This window comes from Bacteroides sp. HMSC067B03 (assembly GCF_001811315.1).
Classification (GTDB): domain Bacteria; phylum Bacteroidota; class Bacteroidia; order Bacteroidales; family Bacteroidaceae; genus Bacteroides; species Bacteroides faecis.
Genome location: NZ_KV804514.1, coordinates 83,657 through 89,332, shown reverse-complemented (window position 1 = coordinate 89,332; position 5,676 = coordinate 83,657). Strand labels below are relative to the sequence as shown.

The window sequence follows — 5,676 nt, the reverse complement described above, 5'->3', positions numbered from 1 at the left end:
AAAGTTAGTGTTTTAAGGGGTGGGAAACTTTAGTAATATTACTTAGTTTATGAACTCATCTATTCCTCATAAAACAAAAGTAGTAATAATAAATTAATCAATGCCCTATTTTGCAATAAAGCTATCAACAAAATCCATCATACCAAGCAAATATTCTTTGTCTATCAATATGATATCCCCATCCTTTACTTTATATTTCTGTGGTACTTTACCGGAAAGAAGCGAAATCGCTCCCTGTTCGAACAAGCGCTTTAACCGAGTACTGGAGAGAAGAAAATTCCTTTTTAATAAGGAGGACAGTTTCAGATTAAACTCAAACTCACATCTGACCTGAATCTTTATTGTCTCATCAGATACATGAGCTATATCTTCTTTTGAAAAATGCCCTGCAACCTCATACTCCACACTATCATAATCTGGTTTCAGATTATTCCTGCCGGCAAGTTCGGTTGAAAAAGCATATTTCCAGGCCGCTTTCCAATCATTCATGGAAAAGCTGTGAAACAGAGTTTTATCTATCAGATCCGGTTTGGTACGCGACAGCAAAGTAATATTGCACGTATGATCACATTTCACACATCTATATATCAGCCAGACATCAATGTTCTTCTTCTGCGCATTCATTCTAAATTTATCACTACAATAGAATCGGTCACTATCACAATGACTGCATTTCTTAATTAATAAAGGAGAGTTCTTTGCTTTTATCTCCCAGGTAAATGTTGCATCCATAAATATACAAATCTGTTATCTTTCTTTGTGAATCAATTATTTGTCTCCGCAAAGTTGGATATAAGCCATTTGTAAAATTCACAAGATGTCACAAGATACCATGAAATTTATCCGTCAAGTTCGTCCATCATCTTTTGTATTTTATCCTTCAACTTATCCAGAAATTGTGTTCGGCTCTTCTTCCGGTTTCTGATTTCCAGGAAGATACGATAAAAGTCGCCAATCTCAATATTGAAAAGAGCCTCACAACAGAAAGCAATGTCCTTCAGACTGGTATTTCCATTATTAAAGCATTTCCCTGCATACAGTGCATAAATAAATTCCACCAAAGCCACTTTACTATCCGTCCATTGCAGCAACTTACTGTCTACTATGGAGATGAATTTAAACTGTAATTTTTCCGATAGCGAATCTATTTCACCCGATATATATTCTATCAAATGCTGATTTGCCAGAATCATTGCGACACTTGAATCGTGCAAAGTGGTAAAAGAGGAATCCCTGTCCAGCAAATGATAATGAATGTCAGAAAGAATATCATAATTCGCACGGATAAAATATTGGTTGTCAAGTACAGTCTGACCGGCACGGTAATAATCATAAAAGCTATTATTCAAAAAAGACTTCTGTATATTCTCCAGTTCCATCTTTAAATATCTGCATTGGACTGACAGGGACTTGTCAGCACGGTTCTTTTCAATCTGATATAAACGGACATAAAACATCAGCAGCCCGGAAATCTGCGGTTTCCAGACCTTAAAGAAAAGAATCTCTTCTTCAGGATTTTGAAATTGATATCCGATAACGGCCGTTTTCAGCAAAGCAAGCGAAACCTGTATGACATCGATGATCTTCTTTATCTTATCAAGAGTTTCAATCGGCTGTTGCTCTATCCTTTTTATTTCTTCTTCTATGTTCAGCTTAGTATTTCTTACGAAATTTTCCATTCATTCTCCATGTATCCGCAGCTTTCTGACCGTCAAAAGGAATCTGACTAAAAGCCTGAATACCCAATTGCATCCGTTGTAAAAACCGATACAGTGAATAATAAAATTGATAAAATGAAAAACCGGTTCAAGTAGAACTACTCAAACAAAAGAAATTAGCCTGTGGTTTATGAGGCTAATAGTAAGCTATAACAAATTTAAGAATTGTGCCCAAAATAGCTGCTTTTAGAATTTAGATGCAAATATAACCGTTTTTTTTGATTATGTGAAGTTTATATGAAATTTTGAAAACAGCCTGTTGGAAGCTACAGAAAAATTGTATCTTTGCCTTCGGTTCTTCACAGACACAGTGATGAAACCGTTCTTTTTAATCATATAAATAACAAAAAGACTATGATCAGATTAAATGTTTTTGTTCGTGTAAACGAAACAAACCGCGAAAAAGCGATTGAAGCAGCAAAAGAACTGACAGCTTGTTCTTTGAAAGAAGAAGGATGTATTGCTTATGATACTTTTGAAAGTAGTACCCGCCGTGATGTTTTCATGATTTGCGAAACATGGCAGAATGCCGAAGTATTGGCAGCTCATGAGAAATCCGCTCATTTTGCCCAATACGTAGGTATCATTCAGGAATTAGCTGAAATGAAGCTGGAAAAGTTTGAATTCTAAATGAGTTTCAGGCTGACGAAATAAATCATTCAGTCCAAACATAAAAGAGAAGAACAATCCGTCTGTAAGAGGATCTGTTTTTCTCTTTTTTCTCATACAAGTGTACCGATACTCATCAAGTCCGGTATTTCACAATCACTCTACAACAAGATTAATTAAGCTTTTTATGAATAAAAGTACCTTCAATCCAGTAAGTCGCGTGATTGGCTGTGAATTTCAGCAATACATACCCCGGATCTGTAGGACCACCGGGAAAATGTTCGATAAACCAGTCCTGCCAGAGTTCCTTCTTTAACTTCTCGTCCGTTACGACTTCCACCTCTCCCATCAATGCCACACTGTCCCCCTTTTCCTGAAAGCATAATCCGGCTTTCGGATTTGACAAGAAATCAATCGTCTTTAATGAATTTGCTCCGGTAGACATCCAGATAGCAGAAATCCCTTCCGCTGCGATTTTACTCATTGGTACAGGACGCGGATAACCTTCTTTATTCACGGAAGACAGCACTACAACTTCACATTTCCGCAATAATTCCGCAGCTTTCTCTTTCATCGTTTTTGTTGACATACTCTTATTGTATTTATATATTTCGCTACAAAGATAAGAGTACATGAGACCGTTCTGTTGTAAAAAATCGACTTTCACTCATTGGGATCTACGGCTCGATATATGTCAGCGTTCTATCTTCCGGAACCGTAAGCGAGAGAAACGATGAAGGTGTATTGCCCGACAATGACTTGATTTCTTTTGAGAAATGCGCCAAATCATAATACCCGGTATCAATAGCAGTAGTCAGTAAATTGACAGATGTCGTATTCCTCAGTAATTCCACTGCATTTCTGAACTTAACAATGCGGCTATATTCTTTAGGGGTAAACCCGGTGCAGTGCTTAAATTTCCGTTCAAAATGACGTTGGCACAAGCATACCTCATTCATCAGACTGCGAACCGTACGTTTTCCACCGGATTGATTGATCATATCCACCGCTACAGCAACCTGAGAGTCAACAGGCTGGTAATTATGTGCAAGATACGTCAAGAGATATTCTTCAACGACCTGAATCCTGCCTTGCACGTGGTTTTGCTCACACAACCTTTCAATAAAGGTAATATCGAAAACTGCCTGCATCTCATTCGTACTGATTCTGTGGTTCGCAAATTCATGCAAAGGTAACTTTGTAAAACAGGATAATCCGCAAGGCAGAAAACGGACACCGAACTGATGTACAGATTCGGCATAAGTAACAAGTTCCGAATACTTCGTCATCGGACCTACAAAGTAAGCACTATAAGGCTGCATGACCAGCGTTTCTTCTTTGACCGTACTCACCACATCTCCCAACGTAAAAATAAAATCGGTACAACCATCCGGCAAAATATGGATACGCATACCATATTCCGGTTTTCCCTTAAATTCCCAATAATTATCGATATAGGGAGCAAGTAAGTAAGAGGGCTGATATTCTGTGTACATCGGTATATTTTATACGCAAATATAAAGAGAATAAATGCTAATTTGTATATTTACAATTAAAAACATCGGAAATAATGGAAAACTTCGCAGCTATCAACTTTGAAACGGCCAACGGTAAACTTACCAGTGTATATAGCATTGGGGTAGTCATTGTCAGAGGAGGGAAAATTGTAGATAAGATATACCGAATGATTCGTCCGGCTCCCAATTATTATATTCAGTGGATGACAAAAATCCATGGATTGACATATAAAAAAGATTCGATGGAAACAGAGTTTTCAATCTATTAAAACATACCCAAATAGATATAGAGCATGTTGTGATTTACTTTCAAAATTAGTATCTTTTCTCTAAGAAAACGAATTTAAGTCAAGATCACGCCTGTCTTTATGCCTCCCGCTTGTCTTTTCTTCTTCTTTGAGGCACATGGAGTTTCTTGGGCACCTTTAGCAGGGTAGTCTTGCTGCTTTTTATTCTTCGTTTTCCTCTTCGGGCTCTCACGTCCCAGCACTGGCATCCTAAGCCGCAAAGCATCAGTCTATTTACAAGACGGTGTCAAAAAACTACCACAAAGATACTGGCCTTACAATAAGCGGTATATTATGAGTAGCCTATTGTATCAGGCTTCTTATAATCGATATAAGGCTTGCTTTCTGATAATACATACCAAATAGCCATTTACATTTTTCTAGCGACAGCCACTTTGACTTTCATAGCATTTTTCTTTCTGATAACAGTTTGTGTATAACTAAATTTCGAGAAGAAACAGTTCTGGGTTTTGCTGCACCCCACGCACATTCAATCATTATCTTTCGAATATATTTATTACCATGCGGATTCTACGCGATTTGATTTCTCCTACACTCTCTTCATTTCGAGGTTTGAAGCCGCACCATGACACTAGGGATGATGCGGTAAACATTTTCATGTCCGCTCCTATTTCTGCTAATATGGAGGCGGCGGAACGTTCCTTGACTCCCGGGATAGTCTGGAGATTTTCAAACTCTTTGGGAAATTCATTCTGGCACATTTGAGTCAGCTTCTCTTGCTTATGCCTCTGAAAAAGATCTATTTCTTCCAGATACTGACCAATTAAATCAATGTCAACTTCCGATATGGCGCACGTCAATTAGTTGATAATAACATCTTTACCCACACGGTTTACTGTGCGCCCATGAATAACACAGGAAAGATAATTGGCATCGTTGATAGCTTCTGAAATAAGACGGACTACTTCTTTGTAGTTTTGCTATCGGTCGAGGAAACATAGTTACTTATGCGAATGTTACAATATTGAAGAACAGCGACCAATTTAGTAAGCTTGTAAACGATTTCTTTATTTAAGTAAAATATACGACGGTTATATTGCCGCATACGCTGAACAATAGTGCCGGAAACAAAACTTCCACGGATCAAATCCTTCATGGTACATTCCGCAATCCAAGCCGCATCACGGACATCACTCTTCCTACCAGGCAACTACTTGATGAAATAAGAGTTCACTAACTTGATGTAACTCTTCCAACTCAGGCGTCAAAACACCATATTTGAATTCTAGTTTGTCGCCATTATCATTCAAGATACAGGCAAATACACTATCTTTGTGAACGTCAAGACCACATACTATTCTCATTGGAGATAACATTTTTGAGACTATGAGCTCGTCAAACATTTATTTTGAGGCTCGTCCATCGATACCTCTCACGCCATAAAGATAGGGGTGGGCTTGACTTTTTCTTATTACACTGGCATATAAATCGCAATTTATATCTAAATTTGAGCCATTGAATACAGCGCCATCTCTTTTTTTACGCAACTTGCTTTGTTGTGATTTGCTTTCAAATTAGTATCTT

The 5,676-nt window shown here is 37.8% G+C and carries 5 protein-coding genes and 2 pseudogenes; 2 read left to right on the top strand and 5 right to left on the bottom strand.

The window, feature by feature from the left end; genetic code table 11:
* Positions 1-105: 105 nt before the first annotated feature.
* Positions 106-732 carry a DUF1062 domain-containing protein gene (locus HMPREF2794_RS27360; protein WP_010538680.1) on the bottom strand — a complete coding sequence of 209 codons (627 nt, stop codon included), beginning with the start codon at positions 730-732 and terminating at the stop codon, positions 106-108.
* Between the two features lie 107 nt (positions 733-839).
* Positions 840-1,679 (bottom strand): RteC domain-containing protein, encoded by an 840-nt coding sequence (locus tag HMPREF2794_RS27355; RefSeq protein ID WP_070753245.1) that lies wholly within the window; start codon positions 1,677-1,679, stop codon positions 840-842.
* Positions 1,680-2,072: 393 nt separating this feature from the next.
* On the opposite strand from HMPREF2794_RS27355, the gene HMPREF2794_RS27350 reads away from it, so the two are divergent.
* Entirely contained in the window at positions 2,073-2,348 is a 276-nt protein-coding gene (locus tag HMPREF2794_RS27350) for a putative quinol monooxygenase (RefSeq protein ID WP_010538682.1), read from the top strand.
* 151 nt (positions 2,349-2,499) lie between these two features.
* On the opposite strand, the gene HMPREF2794_RS27345 is transcribed toward HMPREF2794_RS27350, so the two are convergent.
* Both HMPREF2794_RS27345 and HMPREF2794_RS27340 read right to left on the bottom strand, forming a co-directional pair.
* Positions 2,500-2,916 carry a pyridoxamine 5'-phosphate oxidase family protein gene (locus HMPREF2794_RS27345; protein ID WP_055268995.1) on the bottom strand — a complete coding sequence of 139 codons (417 nt, stop codon included), beginning with the start codon at positions 2,914-2,916 and terminating at the stop codon, positions 2,500-2,502.
* 88 nt (positions 2,917-3,004) lie between these two features.
* Positions 3,005-3,823 (bottom strand): helix-turn-helix domain-containing protein, encoded by an 819-nt coding sequence (locus tag HMPREF2794_RS27340; RefSeq protein ID WP_070753243.1) that lies wholly within the window; start codon positions 3,821-3,823, stop codon positions 3,005-3,007.
* Between the two features lie 74 nt (positions 3,824-3,897).
* Between HMPREF2794_RS27340 and HMPREF2794_RS27335 the strand changes: the two are divergent.
* A pseudogene (locus tag HMPREF2794_RS27335) lies at positions 3,898-4,098 on the top strand (DNA polymerase III subunit epsilon); the annotation flags it as partial.
* A gap of 325 nt (positions 4,099-4,423) precedes the next feature.
* On the opposite strand, the pseudogene HMPREF2794_RS30075 reads toward HMPREF2794_RS27335, so the two are convergent.
* Positions 4,424-5,456 (bottom strand): annotated as a pseudogene (locus HMPREF2794_RS30075) (transposase).
* Positions 5,457-5,676: the final 220 nt, after the last annotated feature.